An 18,443-nucleotide genomic window follows, 5' to 3' on the forward strand; every position below is an offset into this window, starting at 1 on the left:
TGCGGCGCACCGGGACGGTCCTGCGGTGCGCCGGGACGCTGCGGCGGCTGACCCGGCCGACGCGGCGGCATCCCACCCGGCGGCGGCGCGGGCTGACGGTTCTGCGGCTGCGGACCACGCGCACCCGGCGCGGGCCCACGCCCGGTCGGTGCGGGCGGACGCCCACCCGGTCCACCCTGCGGGCGCGGCGGTCCGGCGGGCGGCGTCGGCCGACGCGGCGGCCCGGCAGGACGATCACCGGACTGCGGACCTGGCTGTGCACCCCGCGACGGGCGGCCGCCGCGCGGATCGTCACCGTAGGGGGAGGGCTCGTAGGGCGAACTCACTGACCAGATCTCCATAACTCGTAAGGTTCGACCGGCACACAACATCCGCGCCGGAGGACCGGCGCGGATATTTTGCACCCCGAACTGCGGCGCGTCACGCGGCCGCTGTCATTCGGCTGCAGAGCGACGTCCCGCTCTCGGTCCCGCCCGGCGACGGGCGGGCGCGGGCGCCGACCCGAGCACGTACGACTGCACCAGGTGGTTCCAGCTGCACGAGCGGCACACCTCGACGACATGCACCGAGAATTCCTCGTTCGACTCTGCCATCCGCGTCAACTCGTCGGGTGTGCGCGCCGACCCGGCCGCCTGGCCGAGCCCGTCGCCGAACACCCACGACACCAACGTCAGCTGCTCTTTCCGGCAGATCGGGCAGGTCACCTCGCTGCCGCGACCGTGGAACTTCGCGGCCCGCAGCAGGTAGGGATTGGCATCGCACACCTCGGCGACGCCGACCCGCCCCGCGTAGACATCGGCGAGCAGCGACCTGCGCCGGAGCGCATAGTCCACCACCTGCCGCTGAATTCGCACGATCACCAGAGTAGCCGGGATTGATTTCCACCGCCGGTGCCACCGCTTGTTGCCCCCGGCGGCCTTAGACTCCCGATACCGGGTACTTTCCGGGTCTTTTCGCAGGTGAGGCATGGCAAGTAGATGGCAGATTCTCCACCGGCGCGCTCCGTCGCCGATCCCCGGACGAGGGCGCGTGATATCGATCGCGCCGAGGTGTCGACCGTGCTTGACGCGGCCTACGCGGAGGGCCAGCTCGGCGCGCAGGAGTACCACGACCGGGTGAAACGGGCAGGTTCGGCGCGCACCCTCGGTGAATTACGTGGTCTGACCGGCGATCTGCAGTCACCCGCGGTGTTCGGCCCGACCACCGAACGGAAGCGCTTCGGCCGCAGGCATTCCGGCGAGTACCCGGCCAGGACGAAGGCGCGCGACGTCGACCGGGCTCGTACGATCGCCGCCCTGGACGCCGCCCGCGCCGACGGTCAGCTCGATGCCGAGGAGCACACGGCGATGACCGAGCTGGCCGCCGAAGCGCGCACGCTCGGTGAGCTGACCACCCTCGTCACCGAGTTGCAGCAGCGCCCTGCGGCGCCGGTGAAACCCAAGGTGCGCAACACCTTCCGCATCGCGACTATCGCGGCCGTCGTGCTCGCGGCGGTCGGCGGCTTCGCCTGGACGATCCGCGCCGACGAACCGGCCGCGCGGGAAACCGCCGCGTCGATCAATTACGACGCGGCCCCGCCCCTGGTGATCCCCACCCCGAACCTCGACACCATCGCCGGATTCGTACAGTTTCGCGACGACTACCGCACCAAGTTCGGCGACGCCGTCGTCGACGAGGCAGTGCTGCACGACGAGCACGCCTCAGCGGTCCGTCGCGCACCCGACAACGGCGACTGGACGGTGAGCTACACCTATCGCGGCGGGTTCGAACGCTCGAATTCGCAGGTCGCCACCCGTGACCGCAAGGCGGTCGACATCGACCTGGCCCAGGTGAACACCGACGCCCTCGGCGCGGTGCTGAGCACCGCCGCCGCCACCCTCGGTGTACCCGACGGCGTGGTCACCCACTACCGGATCGCCAACGACACCTGGGTCGGCAGGCCCTCGATCACCGTCTACGTGCGCAACGAGGTCTCCCAGTCCGCGCATCTCGTCCTCGCGCTCTCGGGCGAAGTGCTGCAGACCTACCCGTACGAAAGATGACGCCATGAAGACCACCTCCCCGGCGAAGAACCTGCGGGCCCGCGACGCCGACCGCGCCGACGTGTGCGCCCTGCTCGACGCCGCCCTTGCCGACGGCCAACTCACCGAGACCGAACACGGCAAGCGCACCGCCACCGCCATGCGCGCCGAAACCTTCGGCGACCTCGACCGCCTCGTCGACGACCTGCAGATCCCCGACGGCCTGGCAGCCACCCCCGTCGCGCGCGGTATCCCCCGCGCACCACGCCGCTGGTGGATCCCGGTGGGCGCGGTCGTCCTCGCCGGCCTGGTCGGCGCAGGTGCCGGTCTGCTCGGCCGCAGCACCGTCCTCGCGCCGCCGCTGCCCGATCTCACCACCGGTAACGGCTTCGCCCATTTCCTCGCCGACTACCGCGCCGAATACGGAAGCGCGCTCGCCGACGAGTTGACGCTCTATCCGGAGTACGCGCTGGTCGAGCGCGACTCCGGGAAGCCGGGCAAGCAGGACGAGCTGCAATATCGCGGCGATTTCGACCGGTGGGGTTCACCCGGTTCGCGACCGCCGGGCACCCGCTCGTTCGACGTGGCCATGGTCGACCTGGCGAAGTACGCGCGCCTGATGTCGGGCGCCCCGCAGACCACCCGCGTGCCCGGTGGTTGGGTGTCGCACGTGCTCGTCCGGTTTCCACCGGGTGGCGCCAAAGATGCCGAGCCGGAAATCAGCATCTACGTCAAGAACGAGGCCGAGCAGAGCGGTTATCTGAAGATCCGGCTCAGCGGCGAACCTATCGCGGTGTACCCGGCAGACTCCTGACCTGCTGAATCGCTCGCTCCCGAGGGTCGGTCCCCCATCCATGTGAGGGATCCGACTACGCCCGGATGTATCGCTCCGATATAGTGGGAAGTCGCATCCATCGGTTAGGTCCGTTCGGCCTGTCAGGCCGTCATAGTCAGGGAGTGAGGTCGGCATGCTCGAGTTGGCGATTCTCGGCCTGCTCCTCGACGCGCCCATGCACGGTTACGAGCTGCGCAAGCGGTTGACGGGCCTGCTCGGGGCGTTCCGGGCCTTCTCCTACGGTTCGCTCTACCCGACGCTGCGCCGGATGCAGGCCGACGGGTTGATCGCCGAGGAGATACCGGAGGGCGCGACCGCGCGCCGTGCGCGCCGCGTCTACCGGCTCACGCCGGTCGGGCGGGAACGGTTCAAAGAACTCCTCGCCGATACCGGTCCGCAGAACTACACCGATGACGGCTTCGGTGTTCATCTGGCCTTTTTCAGCCGCACCCCCGCCGAGGCGAGGATGCGGATCCTGGAGGGCAGGCGACGCCAGGTCGAGGAGCGCCGAGAGGGTCTGCGGGAAGCGATCAAGAAGGCCAGTGGCTCGCTGGATCGCTACACCCGCCAGCTCCACCAGCTCGGATTGGAATCAAGCGAGCGCGAAGTGCGCTGGCTCAACGAGTTGATTGCGGCGGAGCAATCGACGAAGGCGGCACCACAGAAAGAGGGAAAGAGCGGCCATGAGTGATGTCAACAAGGTTGGATCCGGCGAAGTACGCGTCGCGATCGTCGGTGTCGGCAACTGCGCATCGTCGCTGGTGCAGGGCGTGCAGTACTACAAGGACGCCGACGAGAACGCGGTCGTTCCGGGTCTGATGCACGTCCGGTTCGGTCCCTATCACGTCAAGGACGTGAAGTTCGTCGCCGCGTTCGACGTCGACGCCAAGAAGGTCGGCTTCGACCTGGCCGAGGCCATCTTCGCCAGCGAGAACAACACCATCAAGATCTCCGACGTGCCGCCCACCGACGTGACGGTCCTGCGCGGCCCGACCCTCGACGGCATCGGCAAGTACTACGCCGAGACCATCGAGCAGTCCGAGGCCCCCGCGGTCGACGTCGTGCAGGCGCTGAAGGACGCGAACGTCGACGTGCTGGTGTCCTACCTGCCCGTGGGTTCGGAAGAGGCCGACAAGTTCTACGCCCAGTGCGCCATCGACGCGGGTGTCGCGTTCGTCAACGCCCTGCCGGTGTTCATCGCCTCCGACCCGGTGTGGGCCAAGAAGTTCACCGACGCCGGTGTGCCGATCGTCGGCGACGACATCAAGTCCCAGGTCGGCGCGACCATCACCCACCGCGTGATGGCCAAACTGTTCGAAGACCGTGGCGTGGCGCTGGACCGCACCTACCAGCTCAATGTCGGCGGCAACATGGACTTCAAGAACATGCTCGAGCGTGAGCGCCTGGAGTCCAAGAAGGTGTCCAAGACCCAGGCCGTCACCTCGAATCTGAGCGGTTCGCTGGCGGGCAAGGTGCACGACCGCAACGTCCACATCGGTCCCTCGGACTACGTGGAGTGGCTCGACGACCGCAAGTGGGCCTACGTGCGCCTCGAGGGCCGCGCCTTCGGCGATGTGCCGCTGAACCTGGAGTACAAGCTCGAGGTGTGGGACTCGCCGAACTCGGCGGGCATCATCATCGACGCGGTGCGCGCGGCCAAGATCGCCAAGGACCGCGGCATCGGCGGCCCGGTCATCCCGGCCTCGGCCTACCTGATGAAGTCCCCGCCGGAGCAGATCGCCGACGATGTGGCTCGTAAGCAGCTGGAAGCCTTCATCATCGGTGCCGACTAGTCACTGAACAGGAAGGCCGGGCGCACATCGGTGCGCCCGGCCTTTTCGTCTGCTCAGTCGAGGGAGACGTACACCTCGACGCTGGTCGGGCCGGTGTAGCGCTCCAGTTCCGCGGTGTGGGAGCGGGTGATGGTTCCTGCGTTCTCGGCCTTGATCACCTGGGCCCAGGCGGTGCGCAGGAGGTCGTAGGGCTTGTCGGAGACAACGAATTTGGCGTAGCGGCCCGCGGGGATGCGGGTCAGGACGTCGCCTTCGTCCACGTCGTCGAGCCCGGCGACCTCGTAGCCGAGGACGGCTACGGCGTGGTCGTTCTGGCCGATGTAGGCGGCGGCCCGGGTGACCGGCTTCTCGCGGGACAGGTAGCGGTCCCAGGTGAAGTTCACCAGGTCGAGGTCCCGGGCGGTGACCTCGCGCCCGGCCAGCGGGACGGTGAGTCCGGCGATCAGGCTGTTGTCCAGGGTGACGATCTCGAAGTCGGCGGTCATCGGCTGTCCCCGCTCTGCGCGTCGGTCAAGGAAACGAAGATCTCGACGGTGCGTTCGTCGGGGTACTGCTCGCAGTCGCCGGTGTAGGCGCGCACGAACTCGCCCGCGGCCTCGGCGTCCCAGACTTGCCGCCACAGGGCGACGATGGTGTCGCCGATCTCGTCACCGTGCGCCACGAACCGCGCGTAGCGGCCCGCCGGAATCCGCGCGAGCACATCGCCTACCCGCAGGTCGGCGAGGGTTTTGCATTCGTAGCCGACGATATGGGTCAGGTAGGAGTTGATCTCGGGCGCGAAGTCGACGTAGCCCGTCGCGAACGGTCCGGGTAAGTCCTGTCGTGCCCGTAGCCGCTGCCACGCTTCCACCACTTTGGCGCGTCGCGGCCCCTCCACAGCGAGCGCCGGACTGCGCAGCACTGTGCCCGCGATCAGCATCTCGGGACGGTCAACGACATTGAAATCCACCTGCGTAGCCCCTATGTCTAGTCTCGTCGTCGCTCGAGCGCACATCTTCCCGCATGGATACGACAGGTTCCGCGCCGGGATTCCGCCGGCGCCCGATCTCCGGATGCGCACTGGCCAACGATGTTGCCATGTTCGTGCAGATGTGTGGTCACGCCTGTCCAATCCGTGATCTATCGCGGCGCCTCACCGCCCAGTCCGGGGAACCATTCACCGGGGGTACTCGGGCTCGGAGCAGGCGGGATGATGATGATGGGCGCCGGATTGCGTGGAGTGTCGCTCGGTGGGTTGAGGATGTCGAAGCCGCCACCGCCACCACCACCACCGCCACCGGACGAGGGCGGTGGGGCAGGCACCAGTGAACCGCTGCCGCCCAGCGGCGGAGTCGGGAATTCCTCGACGGGCGAACCGGCGAGCGCGGTGTCCATCGTCTGCTTCCAGATGTCGGCGGGCAGCCCCGAACCCCAGATCGGGTTGCCGCGTCCGTCGCGCAGCGGCTGCGGATGCTCGGTGCCCACCCACACCGCCGTCGACAGCGACGGCGTGTACCCGACCATCCAAGCGTCCTTGTTGGCCTCGGTCTCACCCAACTGGGTCGTCCCCGTCTTGCTCGCCGACGGCCTGCCCCCGGCCAGGCCGTGCCCGTTGGAGTAGTTGGCGATCGGCTCCATCGCCTGCGTGGTCGCGTCGGCGACGGCCGGGCTGATGCGCTGCTCGGGCTCCGGAAGTTGTTTGCCCGTGCGGGTTTCCGGCGGACCACGATCGAGCAGCACATGACCGTTCCCGGTGGTCACCCGCTGTACGAAGTACGGCTGCCGGTACACCCCCGACGCGGCGAGCGTGGCATAGGCCGACGCCATATCGATCGGTCGAACCAGATACTGCCCCAGCACGATTCCGTTGAGCGGCGGCTCGCCGTTCTCGGTGAGCGTTTCGCCCTCGACCCCCGGAATGTGCTCGGGGATGCCCGCGAGATGCGCGGCCTGGGCCACCGAGCGCGGACCGTCGGCCATCGTCATGGTGAGCCGGTAGAAACTGGTGTTGAGGGAGCGTTTCAGCGCCTCGGCCAGCGAACACCGCCCACACGAATCGCCGTCCACGTTGGTGATGGTGGTGCCACGGTCGGTGATGGGCGAACTGTCGATCGCCCGTGTCACCGGGATGCCCTGCATCTGGGCGGCGACGAGCGCGAAAACCTTGAAGGCCGAACCGGTTTGCAGCGGCGCCTGGGCGAAGTCGAAGCCGGTGCCGTCCTCGCCGCCGTAGTAGGCGCGCACCGCACCGCTTCGCGGGTCGATCGACACTACGGCCGCCCGCAATTCCGGTGGCTGCCACGAGGATCGGGCTCGCACGCTGTCGACGGCCCCCGCCTGCGCGACCGGATCGATGGTCGTGGTGATCCGCAGGGCGCCGGTATTGATGTCGGCGTCGGTGAGTCCGGCGGCGCGCAGTTCCCGCAGCACCATGGTGCGGATGTGGCCCTCTGGTCCGGATGTCTCGGGTTCGGTCGCCACGTCGTCGAGGGCGAGGATCGGCGGGAACACCGTCGCGTCACGGTCGCCCGGAGCGAGTACGCGCATCTCGACCATCCCGTCGAGCACGTACTGCCAGCGGGCTCGCAGCTGGTCGAAGTGGGTTTCCGGGTCGAGCACCGAGGGCGAGCGGATCACAGCGGCCAGTACCGCGCCCTCGGCGAGGGTCAGTTCGGGCACCGGTTTTCCGAAGTAGGCCTTGGCCGCCGCCGCGATACCGTACGCACCGCGGCCGTAGTAGATGGTGTTCAGGTAGGCGGCGAGGATCTCGTCCTTGCTCCACTGCCGTGACATCTTCGCCGCGATGATGAGCTCCCGCATCTTGCGGCTGACGGTGCGTTCGGAGCTCAGGAAGGCGTTCTTCACGTACTGCTGGGTGATCGTCGACCCGCCACCGGCGTTGTCGTGCCCGGCCAGGTTGTCCCGTGCCGCGCGCAGGAACCCGCTCGTGGAGTATCCGGCGTTGGTGTAGAAGGTGCGGTCCTCGGCCGCGAGCACCGCCTCCCGCACGTGCATGGGCACCTCGGTCAGCGGGATCGGGATCCGGTTGCCTTGCGGCGGAATGATTTTCGCCAGCACCGTGGTGCCGTCGGCGGCCAGCACCGTCGCCGGTTGCTCGACGGCTACCTCGCCCGGTTCGGGGATCTCCGAACTCCAGTACACCGCGAAGAACAGCAACGCGGGCACACACACGAAGATCACGAACAGCGCGAAGACCAGCCGCCGGATCCGCTGTGCCCTGGTGCGTGGCGGGCGGGGTCCGGGGTCGTCGTCGCCCGCCAGCCGGGCAGCCTGGGCTCGCCGGGCCGCACCCTTGCGCGGCTGCTGCTCGCGCAGAGGATCCCGGAAGCCTGCGATCGACGTATACGGCACGTCCTCGTCGGAACGCCCGCGCCTGCCGGCCACGACCATCTCCTCCCGTCGGTGCAGGCGACTTTACCCGCCTGCACCGGCATAACCCGGGAGCAGCACGCCCGTCAGCTCTTCACGCCGCCCGCGGTGAGGCCGGAGATGATGCGGCGCTGGAAGATCAGCACCATGATCACCAGCGGCACGGTGACGATCACACCGGCCGCCATGATCGCCGCGTACGGCTGGACGAGCGGGTCGTTGCCGGAGAAGCTCGCGATGGCGACCGTCACCGGCTTGGTCTGCTCACCGGAGAGCAACCGGGCGAGCAGATATTCGTTGACCGAGGCGATGAACGCCAGGATCGCGGTGGTGAACACCGCGGGCGCCGCCAGCGGCAGCATGACCAACCGGAACGCCTGCAGCTTGCTCGCACCGTCGATGCGCGCGGCTTCTTCGAGCTCCCAGGGCAATTCGGCGAAGAACGACGCCAGGATGTACACCGTCATCGGCAGTACGAACGAGATGTTCGGGATGATCATCGCCTGGTACTGGCCGATCCAGCCGAGGTCGGTGAACAGCTGGAACAGCGGCGTCACCAGCACGACGGCAGGAAACATCGACGCCGACAGGATCAGTCCCGAAACCAGGTACTTGCCCGCGAAGGTCATCCGGGCGAGCGCGTACGCGGCGAGCACGCCGAGCAGCAACGCGACCACCGTCGTCACCGAGCCGATGATCACGCTGTTGAGCAGCGCCTTGCCGAAGTCGTTGCCGCGGCTGGTGTCGAAGGCGTTGCTGAAGTTCTCCAGCGTCACGTGGGTCGGCCACGGAGTGCTGTCGAAGGTGTGGGCCGGGTCGCGGAACGCGACCACGGCCATCCAGTAGAACGGCCCGAGCCCCCACACGAGCACGATCGCCACGCCGAGGTACAGGCGAACGGTTCCGAGCCGTTTTCGCCACGAAACCGACTGTGCCGCAACAGGTTCGCGTTCGGCGGTGGGCTCTTTGGTCATCGAGATGCTCATCAGTTCGCCTTCCGCTGCTCTTCCTGCGTGCGAACGGCGTTGGCGCCCAACACCCTCACCAGCAGGAACGCGATCGCGAACACCAGCACGAAGGTGATCGTCGACAGGGCGGCCGCGCTGTTGGGACCCTGGCGCACCTGGTCGACCACCAGGATCGACAGGGTGCTGGTGGCCGGGTTCGCGCCGGTCATGATCGCGGGCAGGTCGTACATGCGCAGCGCGTCCATGGTGCGGAACAGCACCGCGACCAGCAGTGCGGGCTTGAGCAGCGGCAGCGTGATGTGCACGAACCGCTGCCAGGCCGAGGCGCCGTCGACCTTGGCCGCCTCGTACACGTCGTTCGGGATCACCTGCAGCCCGGCCAGGATCAGCAGCGCCATGAACGGGGTGGTCTTCCACACGTCGGCCACGATCACCGCGAACCGCGAGGCCCACACATCCGAGGTCCACAGGATCTCGGTGCCGAGCACCCGGTTCACCACGCCGTCGTACTGGAACATGAACTCCCACAGCCGCGCGGTGACAGCGGTGGGAATGGCCCACGGGATCAGCACCGCCGCTCGCAACAGCGCCCGGCCACGGAAGGTCTTGCCCATCACCATGGCCATGCCGAGGCCGAGGGTCGCCTCGATCGTCACGGTCACCACCGTGAAGAACAGGGTCACCCCGACCGCCGCCCAGAACTGCGACCCGAGCGTGCCGGTCGGGCACGACACCGTGCCCATCAGCGAATTGCATTGCTGCAGTAGCCAATGGGTGTAGTTGTCGAAACCCGCGCTGCCGCCCTCGACGAACATGCCGGTGGCCGGGTCGATGCCGGCGTCCTTGCGGAACGACATCCACAGCGCCTGGAACACCGGATAACCGATGACCACCGCCAGCGCGACCATCACCGGCGTGACGAACAGCCACGCCCGCCGTGATTGCCTCAGTTGCAGCGCTAGCCCGCGCTGCTTGGCTCCCGAAGGATCCGACACCGTTTCTACTCTCCTACGGTCTGGTCGGGTCCGCTGCGCGTACCGCTACGAACCAGCGGTCTCGATGCCCTTTTGCATGCCTGCGACTGCGTCGTCGACGGACTTCGTGCCGTTCAGGGCAGCATATGCGTTGTCCTGGATGGCCTTTGACACCGCCTCGTAGAACGGCGAGACCGGTCGCGGCACCGCGTTGGCGATCGACTCCTTCAGCGCGGGCAGGTACGGCATCTTCGCGATCAGGGCAGGGTCGTCGTAGAGCGAGGTACGCACCGGCGGGAAGGCGCCCTGGGCGACGATCTGCTGTGCCTCTTCGCTGACCATGAAGCGAACGAAGTCGGCGGCGGTGGCCTTGTTCTTGGAGAACGCGCTGATCGCGACGTTGTAGCCGCCGAGGGTCGAGGCGCCGACATCGGTCTTGCCGGGCAGCGGTGCCACGCCGAAGCGGTCCTTCACCATCGAACCCTCGCCGTTGGCCTGGCCGTACAGATACGGCCAGGTGCGCAGGAACAGCAGCTTGCCCGACTCGAACGCGTTCGCGCTCTCGCCTTCCTTGAAGCTGATGGCCTCTTTGGGAATGTCGCCGCGCTGGTAGGCGTCGACCAGAACCTTCAGCCCCTCTTTGGATTCGGGGCTGTTCACGGTGGGGGTCTTGCCGTCGGCGCCGACGAAGCTGCCGCCGTAGGCGTTGATGACCTCGGAGGTGTTCACGGTCAGGCCCTCGTAGGGGAACAGCTGACCGGCGTAGCAGCCGATGTTGTTGTCGCGCGCGATCTGACACTGGCCGAGCATCTCGGTCCAGGTGCGCGGCGGGTTGGGAACCAGGTCCTTGCGGTAGTACAGCAGGCCGCCGTTGGTGTTGCGCGGTGCCGCGTACAGCTTGCCGTTGTAGGTGGCGCTGGCAACGGTCGGCGCGAGCAGCGGCGCGGTGTCGATGGCGAAGCTGCCTTCGAGCGGCTGGATCCAGCCCTTGGCGGCGAACTCCGCGGTGTAGGGCACGTCCAGGGCGACCACGTCGTAGCCGTCCTGCTTGGAGCGGAAGTGCTCGGCCATGTCGTCGCGCTGCTGGTCGGCGTCGGCCGACTGCTCCTTGAACGTCACCTGCTCGTTCGGGTGCGCGGCGTTCCAGCGGTCGATGAGCTGCTTGACCATGCCGGTCTCGGAGACGTCCTTACCCTCGACATAGGTGATCGGTCCGCGCCCGGTCAGGTTCTGGTCGAGGGCGTTGCCGCCGTTGTCACTCGAGCAGGCGCTGGCGAACGATGCGGTAAGCAACGCAATCGAGGCAGCAGCCATCGTTGCTCTTGGAACAAACTTCATCGCAGACACTCCAGGGTCGAGACAGTGAGCAGCAGCACACCCGTGCGGGCCAGGGTCAACATACAGCATCGCGGGTGTCCCGGTGCCGGTGTGTGTGAGGCGGTCCGGAGGCGCGGAGGCTCTGAGGGTTTTGTGCACCATAGAGGTATTGGGCTGTGTTTTTGGAGCGCTGGCGCGCTCGAGCGCGGCCCCTGGAGGGCCGCTGCGCCGCTTCGCGGCGGTCCCTCCTCGAGGTCGGGACGGGCGGGGTTGGGAGTGTGGTCATGGCGGACCTAGGGGTGTCCGTGGGGTGACCTACCCTCGATCAGGTGACCACTGGATCGTCGGCGGGGCCCGACCGGATGCTCTCCCGGATCGGTGGTTTGCTGCGCAAGGCCGAGGCCACCGACAACGAGCACGAGGCGGAGGCGTTTCTCGCGGCCGCGCAACGGCTGGCGACGAAGTCGTCGATCGATCTGGCGGTGGCGCGCTCGCATGTGTCGCGGCGCGAACGCAGGTCCACTCCGGTGCAGCGGATCATTCCGATCGGGGAGCCGGGGCGCAAGGGGTTGCGCACCTACGTGCAGTTGTTCGTCGCCATCGCCACGGCCAACGACGTGCGCTGCGATGTGGCGCGCACCTCCACACAGGTGTACGCCTACGGTTTCGAAGCCGATATCGACGCCTGCGAGGCGCTGTACGCGAGTCTGCTGGTGCAGATGGTGCGGGCCTCGGATCACTACATCAAGTCGGGTGCGTATCGCGAGGCCACGGTGGTCAAGGTGGTCACCGAGAAGCGGTTCGGCCGCACGGTGCGGCGCAAGGTGCGGGCCCCGGTCGCCGGTGTGACGGCGCGACTGAATTTCCAGATGGCGTTCGCGGCGCGGATCGGCGCGCGACTGGCCGAGGTGAAGGCCGAGGTGGTCGCCGAGGAATCTGCGGTCGAGTCGACCGGAACCGCACTCGCCCTGCGTGACAAGGAAATCGCCCTCACCGACTTCTACACCGCCACCTCGGAAGCACGCGGCACCTGGCGTGGACCGCAGACCTCCACCGGCCACTCGGCCGCCGCCCGGCAGGCGGGCGACCGGGCGGGTCGCGACGCCCGCCTCGGCCCCTCCACCGAACTACCCGCCGCACGCGGCAAGCTCACGGGATGAACCGCGAGCCCGACGATGTTTCCAGTCCGGCTCCACGACGCGACACCCAGCGGGCGCGGGTGTACGACGCCGAGCAATTGGTGCGCGGTGTCTTCGATCGGGCCGAGGAGTTCGGGCACCGCACTGTCGATATCTATGGTTCACAGGTGACCTTGCCGGTCGAGCGGCGATTCGCGTCGGTGGAATCGGTGCAGAGTTATGTCGACAAGGTGCTCGCGCTGAATTGGGTTCGAGCCCACTGGGATCGGGCGGTGATTTCCGTGCGGGTCCGTGCGCGGGTGGGCACGGCCGCGGCACATTACGAACGCGCCGGTGCCGTGCTCGCCGTCCCACTCCATACCGGCGCCACCGCGTGGGCGCTGCGCGAACTGGTTGTTCTGCACGAACTCGCCCATCATTTGGCGCCGACCCCCGACGAAGTGGCGCACGGACCCGAATTCTGCACTCGCTATGCGGAATTGGCCGACGGCGTGATCGGCCCCGAAGCGGCTCTGCTGATCCGGGCGACATTCGCCGGTTGCGGAGTCCGCTTCGGGTGAGCCTCGATCACGAAGCTCGATCACCGGCCCCCGGTGCTCCCCGGGGCGCTGCCGCGTCCGCCCTGTCCGCTTCCACGCGGACCGGTCGAGGTGCAGGACTTGCTGTCTGTGCAGGGCGAACCGCTCGTCGAACCGCCCTTCCCGCCTCCGCCGAGCGATCCGGGAGCCGCGACGTAACTCGTTTGCGCGGTGTCGGACGTTGCCGCCGAGGCCACCCCGACCCCCGTCACGCTGAACGCGGCGATCATCGCGGCGGCAATTGCTGTTCTCATTGTTTCCCCTTTGTTCTCGACGATGAGTTCATCGTGCGGGCGAGGGGATAATGAATTCTCAAGGGCCGCTTATAGATAAGGCGCGAGGCCCCGGCGCAGGAGCACCGGGGCCTCGACTCGACGGGTGTTGCCGATCAGTCGTCGGTCACCTGGACATCGACGTCGATATTGCCGCGGGTCGCGTTGGAGTACGGGCACACCTGGTGCGCCTGGTCAGCCAGTTGCTGTGCTTCCTCGCGGGTGAGGTGGGGGAGGGTGACCTCGAGGGTGACGGCGAGCTGGAAGCCGCCCTTGTCGTTCGGCCCGATCGAAACCTGCGCGCCCACCGCGGAATCGGCGATATTCGCGCCTGCCTGCTTACCGACCAGGCGCAGCGCGGAGTGGAAGCACGCGGCGTAACCGGCCGCGAACAGCTGCTCGGGGTTGGTGCCCGCGCCGTCGCCGCCCATTTCCTTCGGCGGGGCGAGCACCACGTCGAGCTTGCCGTCGGTGGTGCGGGCGGAGCCGGTGCGGCCTTCGCCGGTGGCAAGCGCTTCGGCGGTGTAGAGAACCTGCATGGGGAGTCTCATTTCTCGGTGAGGGAATCGGTCAGTTTGCGGAGCAGAGTGCGAAGGGCGGCGGCTTCGTCGCCGGTCAGGCCCGCTGCTTGCGCCATTTCCGTGGGGATTGCGCACGCTCGGGCGCGGACTGCCCGCCCGTGGTCGGTGAGCACGATGTCGACACGGCGTTCGTCGTCGGCCGCGCGCCTGCGCTGCACGAACCCGGTCGTTTCCAGCCGCTTGAGCAGCGGTGACAGGGTGCCGGAGTCGAGATCCAACGCCCTGCCGAGTTCGCCGACGCTGCGGCCGTCGCGTTCCCATAGCGCCAGCATCACCAGGTACTGCGGGTAGGTGAGCCCTAGTTGTTCCAGTTTCGGACGGTAGACCGCCGTCATCGCTCGCGAGGCCGCGTAGAGCGGGAAGCACAGCTGCTCGTCGAGGGTGAGTCCGTCGGTCATGCGAGTAACTGTAGCGCACAATTAAGTTGTGTGCAATGAATCCGGCCGACCCTGGTCCACGTTCGCTCGGCGGTGGCCGTACCGGTGTGGTCGGCGTCTACGGACCGGAGCCGGGCGCTGGTGTGTCCTCGAGCAACGCGCGCACCCGCTCGTATCGCCGCAGCCACCACCGCGCCCGCTCGGCATCCGGGTGCCGGTATCGATCCATCGCCGCAGGATCGGGTTCCGGCGCACTGGTCGGCACCGTCAACCACCCGTCCACCGGCCGCAGCGAATCCGCGACCAGATCGCCGTCGAACAGCGCGAGTGTCCCGAGCCCACAGGCGAATTCGAGATCCGGCAGCGTCCCGGCCAGAGCGATCTGGGCTGCCAGTCCCACACTCGTCTCCAGCGCCGACGACACGACCGTCGGCAGCCCCGCCGCCTCGGCAACCGCGAGCGACCGCCGTACCCCACCGAGCGGCGTGCATTTGAGCACCGCCACATCCGCCGCCCCCGCCACCGCGACGCGCAGCGGATCCTCCGCCCGCCGAATCGACTCGTCGGCCGCGATCGGCACCGAAACCCGCGCCCGCACCTCCGCGAGTTCCTCGATGCTCCGGCACGGCTGCTCGACGTACTGCAAACCCCCTGCCGCTGAATCTATTTCCCGAATATGCCGCACGGCGGTCTCGACATCCCACACGGCATTGGCATCGATCCGCACCGCTGCGGTTTCTCCGAGCGCCGCCCGCACGGCCGCCACTCGTGCCACATCCTCGGCCAGTGAATCCGGATGATCGGCCACCTTCACCTTGGCTGTGCCGCAACGGGAGTCACGAACAATGTGCGCCGCACGCTCGGGATCGACCGCGGGCACGATGCAGTTCACGGCGACCCGTTCACGCACCGGCGCAGGCCACCCGACCGTGGCCTGCTCGACCGCGGTCGCCAACCACCCCGCCGCTTCCCGATCGTCGTACTCGGGGAACGCGCAGAACTCCCCCCACCCGTTTTCCCCCCGAATCAGCATGCCTTCCCGCACGGTGATCCCCCGAAACCGCGTACGCAGCGGAATCGCATAGACAAAGGTCTCGAAGTCCACGTCGCCGATCGTAAAGGTTCACCACCGAGCGACCTCGGCGGCGGCATCCGCGTGGACACCGCCGCCGAGTCTCACAACCTTTCGATGATGGTCGCGTTGGCGAGCCCGCCCGCTTCGCACATGGTCTGCAAGCCGTAACGCGCGCCACGCTGGTGCAGCGCGTGTACCAGCGTGGTCATCAGCCGTGCCCCGGACGCGCCGAGCGGGTGACCGATGGCGATGGCACCGCCGTTGACGTTCACCTTGCTCAGGTCGGCGCCGGTTTCCCGCGCCCAGGCCAGGACGACGGGCGAGAACGCCTCGTTGATCTCGATCAGGTCGATGTCGGACAGATCGAGGCCCGCCCGCCGCAGCACCTTCTCGGTCGCGGGGATCACCGCGGTGAGCATGAGCAACGGGTCGTCGCCCGCGACGGCGAAGCTGTGCAGCCGGGCAAGCGGGCGCAGGCCGAGCTGTTCGGCCCGCTCGCCCGACATGATGAGCACGGCCGAGCTGCCGTCGCTGACCTGGCTGGCGGAGGCGGCGGTGATCTCCCAGCCGATCTGCGGGAACCGCGCCGCCATGGCCGGGTCGTAGTAGGCGGGCTTCAGCTTCGCCAGCGTTTCGAGTGTGGAGCCGACGCGGATGCCCTCGTCGGCGGTCAGCCCGTTCAGTGGGGCGAGTTCGCCGGCGAAGAGCCCGTCTTTCGTCGCGCGGGCCGCTTTTTCGTGGCTGCTCAGCGCGAACTCGTCGAGCTGGGTGCGGCTCAGCCCCCACTTGGCGGCGATCAGCTCGGCGCTGATGCCCTGCGGGACCAGGTCCTGCGGATACCGTTGCGCGAAGGCGACCCCGGACAGGTCGTCGGCCCCGGCCGCACTGGCGCCCATCGGAACTCGCCCCATGGACTCGACGCCCGCCGCGACGACGATGTCGTACGCGCCCGCGATCACGCCCTGCGCGGCGAAATGGATGGCCTGCTGGCTGCTTCCGCACTGCCGGTCGACGGTGGTCGCCGGGACCGATTCGGGGTATCCGGCGGCAAGTGCGGCCCGCCGGGTCATGTTCACGCCCTGCTCGCCGACCTGGGTGACGATGCCGCCGATCACGTCGTCGACCAGTACCGGGTCGATGCCGCTGCGCTCGATCACCGCGCGCAGGCTGTGCGCGAGCAGGTCGACGGGATGGACGTCGTGGAGTGCGCCGTCGGGTTTGCCCCGCCCGATGGGGGTGCGTACCGCTTCGACGATGACCGCGTCTCGCATGGGAGCCCTCTTCCCTCTGACTATATCAGACAATAGCCAGATTAGACGCTAACTATCATATGCTCAAGTCAGGGAGGCGTATGATGTGGCTATGGCAGCGGTGATGGAAGGACCCTTGGCCGATCTGAGCAGGTGGGAGACCGAAGGCTGTTCGATCGCCAGAGCCATGGAGCTCATCGGCACCCGCTCGGCCGTCCTAATCCTGCGCGAGGCCTACTACGGCACCACCCGCTTCGACGGCTTCGCCCGCCGCGTCGGCATCACCGACGCGGCGGCCGCGAGCCAACTCCGCAAACTCACCGCGGCGGGGATCCTGGAAAAGCGCCCCTACCAGGAGGAAGGCAAGCGCACCCGGCACGAGTACGTCCTCACCCAGATGGGCAGGGACCTACTCCCGGTGGTCGTGGCGCTGTGGCAGTGGGGCGACACCTACCTCCAGCCGGGCCCGGCGCCACTGCTGCGCGTGGACACCGAAACCGGTGAGCCGGTGCGGGCCCGGCTCACCACACCCACCGGCACTCCGGTCGAACTCGAACAGCTCACCGTTCGCGTCAACCCGGACTACCTGCGTGCCCGCAAGAAGGCAGGCCGCCCGCCGAACGACACCGGTGCCTGATCGATACGACGACGGCAGCCGACCGCACCGATGATGCGGTCGGAATGTCGGGCCGTCGAGCGGTGGATCAGCGCAGCCGCCGACCGTCCTCGGCGCTGAAGAAGTAGAGGTTCGCCGGGTCGGTGGTGAGCGAAAGCCGCTCGCCCTTCGCCGGCGGGTTGCGCCAATCCACCCGCGCCACAAGGGTTTCCCCGGACGTGCCGCCCGCCCCGGTGGACAGTGCCCGGCCGTAGACGTAGGCGTCGGAACCCAGTTCCTCCACCACGTCCACCTCCATCTGCATCCCTTGGCCGCCGACCTCGAGATGCTCGGGACGGATGCCGAGCACGACCGAACCCGCACCCGCGTCGGCCACCGCGCGCGGCACCTGCACCGGGTAGCCGCCGATGGTGACGGTGCCGTCGGTGACGGGCAGGGTGAACAGATTCATCGCCGGGGAGCCCATGAACCCGGCGACGAACACATTCGCCGGGTCGCGGTACAGGTCGCGCGGCGACGCGCACTGCTGCAGCAGGCCGTCCTTGAGCACGGCGACGCGGTCGCCCATGGTCATGGCCTCGACCTGGTCGTGGGTGACGTACACCGTCGTCGTGCCGAGCCGCCGCTGCAGCTGGGCGATCTGGGTCCGGGTCTGCACGCGCAGCTTGGCGTCGAGGTTCGACAGCGGCTCGTCCATCAGGAACACCTGCGGCTGCCGCACGATCGCGCGCCCCATCGCCACGCGCTGGCGCTGACCGCCCGAGAGCGCCTTGGGCTTGCGGTCCAGGTACTCGGTGAGGTCGAGCAATTCGGCTGCCGCGCGCACCCTTTCGTCGCGTTCGGCCTTGGACACCTTGGCCAGCTTGAGTGCGAAACCCATGTTCTCCGCGACCGACATGTGCGGGTACAGCGCGTAGTTCTGGAACACCATCGCGATGTCGCGATCCTTGGGTTCGGCGTGGGTCACATCGTTGTCGCCGATCAGGATGCGCCCGCCGTTGACCTCCTCCAGGCCGGCGAGCATCCGCAGCGAGGTCGACTTGCCACAGCCGGAGGGTCCGACGAGAACGAGGAATTCGCCGTCGGCGATTTCGAGGTCGAGGGCGTCGACGGCGGGTTTGCCCGCGCCGGGGTAGAGCCGGGTGGCGCCTTCGAAGGTCACGGTAGCCATGCGTAGATCATTCTTCCCATCCCGGCAGGAACGTGCCGGACGATCCGAGAACAGGGTCGGCTCGGATCGTAGCGGCCCGGTGCTCCGGACGTGCTGCGGTAGCCTCG

Annotated in this window: 19 protein-coding genes; 7 read left to right on the plus strand and 12 right to left on the minus strand. The window is 68.0% G+C overall.

Going from position 1 to position 18,443, the window contains the following annotated elements:
• Positions 1 to 434: 434 nt before the first annotated feature.
• The gene (locus AB0I35_RS01755; protein ID WP_159372838.1) at positions 435 to 854 is read right to left on the minus strand and encodes a DUF5318 domain-containing protein; all 420 of its coding nucleotides are present in this window, start codon (positions 852 to 854) and stop codon (positions 435 to 437) included.
• A gap of 123 nt (positions 855 to 977) precedes the next feature.
• On the opposite strand from AB0I35_RS01755, the gene AB0I35_RS01760 reads away from it, so the two are divergent.
• The 4 genes from AB0I35_RS01760 (at position 978) to AB0I35_RS01775 (ending at position 4,649) form a co-directional block, all read left to right on the plus strand.
• Entirely contained in the window at positions 978 to 2,042 is a 1,065-nt protein-coding gene (locus tag AB0I35_RS01760; RefSeq protein WP_357393425.1) for a DUF1707 domain-containing protein, read from the plus strand.
• A 4-nt stretch (positions 2,043 to 2,046) separates the two neighbouring features.
• Positions 2,047 to 2,835, plus strand: a complete 789-nt coding sequence (locus tag AB0I35_RS01765) for a DUF1707 domain-containing protein (protein ID WP_357393426.1) — start codon at positions 2,047 to 2,049, stop codon at positions 2,833 to 2,835.
• Between the two features lie 154 nt (positions 2,836 to 2,989).
• On the plus strand, positions 2,990 to 3,547 hold the full coding sequence (locus tag AB0I35_RS01770; RefSeq protein WP_067497596.1) for a PadR family transcriptional regulator: 558 nt from the start codon (positions 2,990 to 2,992) through the stop codon (positions 3,545 to 3,547).
• Positions 3,540 to 4,649 carry an inositol-3-phosphate synthase gene (locus AB0I35_RS01775; protein WP_357393428.1) on the plus strand — a complete coding sequence of 370 codons (1,110 nt, stop codon included), beginning with the start codon at positions 3,540 to 3,542 and terminating at the stop codon, positions 4,647 to 4,649. Before AB0I35_RS01770 ends, AB0I35_RS01775 begins: the two co-directional genes overlap by 8 nt.
• Positions 4,650 to 4,702: 53 nt before the next feature.
• Here the strand turns inward: AB0I35_RS01775 and AB0I35_RS01780 are convergent, their stop codons facing one another.
• From AB0I35_RS01780 to AB0I35_RS01805, 6 genes are all read right to left on the minus strand, one after another.
• On the minus strand, positions 4,703 to 5,134 hold the full coding sequence (locus AB0I35_RS01780) for a GyrI-like domain-containing protein (RefSeq protein ID WP_067643408.1): 432 nt from the start codon (positions 5,132 to 5,134) through the stop codon (positions 4,703 to 4,705).
• A complete protein-coding gene (locus AB0I35_RS01785; RefSeq protein WP_357150718.1) occupies positions 5,131 to 5,598 on the minus strand; it encodes a GyrI-like domain-containing protein in 468 nt (155 codons plus the stop codon). The genes AB0I35_RS01780 and AB0I35_RS01785 overlap by 4 nt, the downstream gene beginning before the upstream one ends.
• A 170-nt stretch (positions 5,599 to 5,768) precedes the next feature.
• Entirely contained in the window at positions 5,769 to 8,039 is a 2,271-nt protein-coding gene (locus tag AB0I35_RS01790) for a transglycosylase domain-containing protein (RefSeq protein ID WP_357393430.1), read from the minus strand.
• Positions 8,040 to 8,104: 65 nt separating this feature from the next.
• Positions 8,105 to 9,004, minus strand: a complete 900-nt coding sequence (locus AB0I35_RS01795) for a carbohydrate ABC transporter permease (RefSeq protein ID WP_357393432.1) — start codon at positions 9,002 to 9,004, stop codon at positions 8,105 to 8,107.
• On the minus strand, positions 9,004 to 9,981 hold the full coding sequence (locus AB0I35_RS01800; protein ID WP_357393434.1) for a sugar ABC transporter permease: 978 nt from the start codon (positions 9,979 to 9,981) through the stop codon (positions 9,004 to 9,006). The genes AB0I35_RS01795 and AB0I35_RS01800 overlap by 1 nt, the downstream gene beginning before the upstream one ends.
• A gap of 45 nt (positions 9,982 to 10,026) precedes the next feature.
• Positions 10,027 to 11,274, minus strand: a complete 1,248-nt coding sequence (locus AB0I35_RS01805) for an ABC transporter substrate-binding protein (RefSeq protein WP_357393436.1) — start codon at positions 11,272 to 11,274, stop codon at positions 10,027 to 10,029.
• A 365-nt stretch (positions 11,275 to 11,639) separates the two neighbouring features.
• Between AB0I35_RS01805 and AB0I35_RS01810 the strand changes: the two genes are divergently transcribed.
• Together AB0I35_RS01810 and AB0I35_RS01815 are read left to right on the plus strand one after the other, a co-directional pair.
• On the plus strand, positions 11,640 to 12,437 hold the full coding sequence (locus AB0I35_RS01810) for a DUF2786 domain-containing protein (protein WP_357394135.1): 798 nt from the start codon (positions 11,640 to 11,642) through the stop codon (positions 12,435 to 12,437).
• Positions 12,434 to 12,976 (plus strand): TIGR04338 family metallohydrolase, encoded by a 543-nt coding sequence (locus tag AB0I35_RS01815; RefSeq protein WP_357393438.1) that lies wholly within the window; start codon positions 12,434 to 12,436, stop codon positions 12,974 to 12,976. The genes AB0I35_RS01810 and AB0I35_RS01815 overlap by 4 nt, the downstream gene beginning before the upstream one ends.
• A 406-nt stretch (positions 12,977 to 13,382) precedes the next feature.
• On the opposite strand, the gene AB0I35_RS01820 is transcribed toward AB0I35_RS01815, so the two are convergent.
• From AB0I35_RS01820 to AB0I35_RS01835, 4 genes are all read right to left on the minus strand, one after another.
• A complete protein-coding gene (locus AB0I35_RS01820) occupies positions 13,383 to 13,805 on the minus strand; it encodes an organic hydroperoxide resistance protein (protein WP_357393440.1) in 423 nt (140 codons plus the stop codon).
• An 8-nt stretch (positions 13,806 to 13,813) separates the two neighbouring features.
• Positions 13,814 to 14,245 carry a MarR family transcriptional regulator gene (locus AB0I35_RS01825; RefSeq protein WP_357393442.1) on the minus strand — a complete coding sequence of 144 codons (432 nt, stop codon included), beginning with the start codon at positions 14,243 to 14,245 and terminating at the stop codon, positions 13,814 to 13,816.
• 97 nt (positions 14,246 to 14,342) lie between these two features.
• On the minus strand, positions 14,343 to 15,329 hold the full coding sequence (locus tag AB0I35_RS01830; RefSeq protein WP_357393444.1) for an o-succinylbenzoate synthase: 987 nt from the start codon (positions 15,327 to 15,329) through the stop codon (positions 14,343 to 14,345).
• Between the two features lie 71 nt (positions 15,330 to 15,400).
• Positions 15,401 to 16,570, minus strand: coding sequence for a thiolase family protein (locus AB0I35_RS01835; protein WP_357393446.1), 1,170 nt, complete (start codon positions 16,568 to 16,570; stop codon positions 15,401 to 15,403).
• Between the two features lie 91 nt (positions 16,571 to 16,661).
• Here AB0I35_RS01835 and AB0I35_RS01840 point away from each other — a divergent pair, with 91 nt between their 5' ends.
• On the plus strand, positions 16,662 to 17,186 hold the full coding sequence (locus tag AB0I35_RS01840) for a helix-turn-helix domain-containing protein (RefSeq protein WP_357393448.1): 525 nt from the start codon (positions 16,662 to 16,664) through the stop codon (positions 17,184 to 17,186).
• 67 nt (positions 17,187 to 17,253) lie between these two features.
• On the opposite strand, the gene ugpC is transcribed toward AB0I35_RS01840, so the two are convergent.
• Entirely contained in the window at positions 17,254 to 18,336 is a 1,083-nt protein-coding gene (gene ugpC, locus AB0I35_RS01845; protein WP_357393450.1) for a sn-glycerol-3-phosphate ABC transporter ATP-binding protein UgpC, read from the minus strand.
• Positions 18,337 to 18,443: the final 107 nt, after the last annotated feature.

The organism is Nocardia sp. NPDC050378, assembly GCF_040655675.1.
Lineage (GTDB): Bacteria > Actinomycetota > Actinomycetes > Mycobacteriales > Mycobacteriaceae > Nocardia > Nocardia coubleae.

Excerpts from the sequence above, each read along its gene's own strand:
- AB0I35_RS01820 (WP_357393440.1), bottom strand. The coding sequence starts at position 13,805 with ATGCAGGTTCTCTACACCGCCGAAGCGCTTGCCACCGGCGAAGGCCGC.
- AB0I35_RS01825 (WP_357393442.1), bottom strand. The coding sequence starts at position 14,245 with ATGACCGACGGACTCACCCTCGACGAGCAGCTGTGCTTCCCGCTCTAC.
- AB0I35_RS01795 (WP_357393432.1), bottom strand. The coding sequence starts at position 9,004 with ATGAGCATCTCGATGACCAAAGAGCCCACCGCCGAACGCGAACCTGTT.
- AB0I35_RS01760 (WP_357393425.1), top strand. The coding sequence starts at position 978 with ATGGCAGATTCTCCACCGGCGCGCTCCGTCGCCGATCCCCGGACGAGG.
- AB0I35_RS01770 (WP_067497596.1), top strand. The coding sequence starts at position 2,990 with ATGCTCGAGTTGGCGATTCTCGGCCTGCTCCTCGACGCGCCCATGCAC.
- AB0I35_RS01780 (WP_067643408.1), bottom strand. The coding sequence starts at position 5,134 with ATGACCGCCGACTTCGAGATCGTCACCCTGGACAACAGCCTGATCGCC.
- AB0I35_RS01805 (WP_357393436.1), bottom strand. The coding sequence starts at position 11,274 with ATGGCTGCTGCCTCGATTGCGTTGCTTACCGCATCGTTCGCCAGCGCC.
- AB0I35_RS01765 (WP_357393426.1), top strand. The coding sequence starts at position 2,047 with ATGAAGACCACCTCCCCGGCGAAGAACCTGCGGGCCCGCGACGCCGAC.
- ugpC (WP_357393450.1), bottom strand. The coding sequence starts at position 18,336 with ATGGCTACCGTGACCTTCGAAGGCGCCACCCGGCTCTACCCCGGCGCG.
- AB0I35_RS01790 (WP_357393430.1), bottom strand. The coding sequence starts at position 8,039 with ATGGTCGTGGCCGGCAGGCGCGGGCGTTCCGACGAGGACGTGCCGTAT.
- AB0I35_RS01815 (WP_357393438.1), top strand. The coding sequence starts at position 12,434 with ATGAACCGCGAGCCCGACGATGTTTCCAGTCCGGCTCCACGACGCGAC.
- AB0I35_RS01835 (WP_357393446.1), bottom strand. The coding sequence starts at position 16,570 with ATGCGAGACGCGGTCATCGTCGAAGCGGTACGCACCCCCATCGGGCGG.
- AB0I35_RS01840 (WP_357393448.1), top strand. The coding sequence starts at position 16,662 with ATGGCAGCGGTGATGGAAGGACCCTTGGCCGATCTGAGCAGGTGGGAG.
- AB0I35_RS01810 (WP_357394135.1), top strand. The coding sequence starts at position 11,640 with ATGCTCTCCCGGATCGGTGGTTTGCTGCGCAAGGCCGAGGCCACCGAC.
- AB0I35_RS01775 (WP_357393428.1), top strand. The coding sequence starts at position 3,540 with ATGAGTGATGTCAACAAGGTTGGATCCGGCGAAGTACGCGTCGCGATC.